Raw genomic sequence first — 2,912 nt, forward strand, 5'->3', positions numbered from 1 at the left:
GAGGTCCTGGTCAGTACCGTCGCAGGAGGGCGGGACAGTAGAGGGAGGGGAGGGCAATGGAAGCCCTCCCTTTCTCCTTCCATTCAATTGCCCGTCAGGTATCGGGGTGCCAGCAGCGTACTGGCGCTCGTCAAAGCAGGTTGGAACCGAACTGCGAAATCAAAAAAACCAATGGAAAAAGGAAACCCGGCCTTGAACATTTCAGCCATCTGCCTCTTGAGCAGCCTGTTGGTTGCGGTCGCGGCTTCTGCTACCGGGGTTACTTCGGTCTTCGACCTGGGCTTCACCAGGTCAGCCACGGAAACGCTGAAAAAGCTGGATATCAACGACGCTTTTATTATCGCCGTCTCAAGTCCTGCTGCATTTACCTTCTGCCGAAAAGGATCGTCAACGCTCTGGAAGTATCAGGCACTGGATCTGGAGCAACAAGCTGCAATCCAGGTCGGCCAAAAGAAGTCCTTGACGGACTATCAGCGAATTACCGTTACGCAAGTCGATAGCGTTGCCTGCAAACAGGATCACCTGGCGCCATTGGTTAAACCGGCTATCAGGCGTGGACTTGTCCTCGGCCTGATCACCCTGTTTCTGCTGGTCGGCCTCCTGTATACCTACCGGGCAATCATGCATTGCCGTTATGACCAGACCGGTTTTTCGAAGCCCGGCTTGCAGCGATTGGGAGATTCCCGGTTTGCGTACAACTCAACGGTGATGGCGTTGGCCGCGTGGGGTATCGCTGTAGCTACGGCATTTGTTTACTTCGGATTTTGAGCACGCCGCGCAACCAGCAAGTGCAGTCGTGAGTTGCTTCCGGTATTAATCTGGATTTTCGTAATGCAGTTTGTGCTGCCTTGGTGAACCAAACCACCACATCGCTGATGTACTTGATTGATACCCTGATAGTTTCAATTAATCCTGCGTTGCTGCCGGCTTGAAAAGGGTCGCCGGGTTATCGTGGAGTATGCAGTTGGTATTTGTTGTGGATGAGAGCCGCTCGCTATTGCGCGAGTTATGGGATGTATAACAACTGGTGGATCCAATATGCAGTCGTCGAAGTGCATGTAATCAATCAGCCCAGCTGTCGCGGGGAATAGCGGGGAAGTTTGCTTGTTACTGTCACTTCAGTTGCACTTGCGCTACGACACCGTTTGTCGGTGGCTTGTTCGAAAAATGAACATTGGAGCGTCTGGGGCCTCTGATTCTTCAGCGTGTCAGCCATGACCTGCTCGCGAAATTGCTAAAAAGAAGTGGAAATCGAATCTCAAATGCAGTGAGTGCAAATGGGGGGTATCTGAAGTTCAGGGAGGTAATAAACAAGCCGGTCATTGATTTGCCAAACGAATCAATGAGGTTAACAGTGCCGAGTCGATGATTTGGCTTATCTTGTAGAAGTAAGGTCGCACAGGGTTTTTATGTTTAAGAATCTTGTTAAAAAGTCGATCTGTACTGTCGAATAAGGTGGAGAAATTACCGTGGCGATAAATACAATTATGAGTCTGCTGGGGAATAAAGAATTCCTGGAGTTTTTGCGTCTGGGTGTTGTTTACGTTCATTTGGTGGCGTGTTGTGTAGCCATTGGTCTGGTGTTGACCAGTGATGTCGCGATGGTTAAAGATCTTTTAAGGCGGAAGGTGCTCACTGAGCATGATAATGCTCACATGGAAAGTCTCCAAAAGTCTGTGGTCGTTGCACTAATAGCTTTGTGGATAACGGGGATCGCTGTCGTCGGTATTGATTACCAGGATAAAGGTGTCGAATACTTCATGAATCCAAAGCTTCAAGCCAAAGTGATTATTGTCGCGTTGCTGAGTTACAACGGCGTCCTGTTGCATCGCATGGTACTGCCGGCACTGCAAAAGGCAGGCTCCTTGCTCAACCTCGGATTCAGTGCACGGATGCTGGCGTTGGCCTGCGGTTCGTTGTCCGCCGTGTCCTGGATGTATGCCGCCATGCTGGGTGTCGGGCGCCCTTTGGCCTGGAAATTTTCCCTTTCCGAACTGTTGATGGCGTATCCGGTACTGATTGTGCTCGGGTTCCTGGCGATGCTGGTGCTGACCCAGCGAGCGAAACAACAGGACGTCTACGTTGCGCCTCAGCGAACAGTGGCAGGCGCATGCTAAGCCGGTTCTGCGGGTAAATCCTGCGGGCTTGCCCAGAGCCCGAGAGGTGGCGATTTTCCTGGTGCAGGTTTCAACCCGGACCTGCACCGCAAGGCCCTTTTGTTTTGAGTCTGTCCCGTCCTGAAGAAGTGAGCCTCGGTGTTACCAACCCCCACCGGTGTAGCGTAAAACCACGCTCAGGTAACAATCACCTCGTCCTCAAAAAATCCCCTCGAAAATTTCACCAACGCCAGAGCCCTTGATTCTGGCGCTCTCCAGCCCTTCCGAATTTTTCTTGAATGCCTGTCCAACAAGTTGGCCGCTTGATTGCATATGATTGTATGTACAAGTAAATGCGTGTGCGTATGAGTCCTTTGAGGCTCTCCGCGACAGCCACTGATTCGCTTGTCGCGCAACGATGCGCACAGGCTGGCTTGCCCACTGCCTGGGTTGGCTTGAATTGATCGCTTAAGCGTCTTTTTCGTGACTGACAGTAAACCTGCAACGTTTCGTGACTCGTCGATGCCGGTTACCCGATTGCAATTGAATGTGCCAAAGCGCAGGGCTTGAGCCTGCCAATGATTACCCCGGTTATAGGAGCCTGAAAATGCACACACTGAACCTGATCCCCGGCCAACTGAGCCTGACCCAACTGCGTGACGTCTATCAGCAGCCGGTGAAACTGACCCTCGACCACAGCGCTGCGGCCCAGATCGAGGCCAGCGTGGCCTGCGTGGAGCAGATCCTCGCCGAGAACCGCACCGCCTACGGGATCAACACCGGTTTCGGCCTGCTGGCCTCGACCCGCATCGCCAG

3 protein-coding genes are annotated in these 2,912 nt (G+C 52.5%); all 3 read left to right on the forward strand.

What is annotated here, in order from left to right:
- Positions 1–768: hypothetical protein (locus ACCD00_RS30415; protein WP_413428894.1), on the forward strand; the 768-nt coding region annotated here is incomplete at its 5' end.
- 701 nt (positions 769–1,469) lie between these two features.
- The gene (locus ACCD00_RS30420; protein WP_413428895.1) at positions 1,470–2,117 is read left to right on the forward strand and encodes a hypothetical protein; all 648 of its coding nucleotides are present in this window, start codon (positions 1,470–1,472) and stop codon (positions 2,115–2,117) included.
- A gap of 586 nt (positions 2,118–2,703) precedes the next feature.
- Positions 2,704–2,912, forward strand: a 209-nt coding sequence (locus ACCD00_RS30425; protein ID WP_413428896.1) for an aromatic amino acid lyase, incomplete at its 3' end; no start/stop codon positions are given.

This window comes from Pseudomonas sp. Pseusp3 (assembly GCF_047304225.1).
GTDB lineage: Bacteria > Pseudomonadota > Gammaproteobacteria > Pseudomonadales > Pseudomonadaceae > Aquipseudomonas > Aquipseudomonas fluorescens_CD.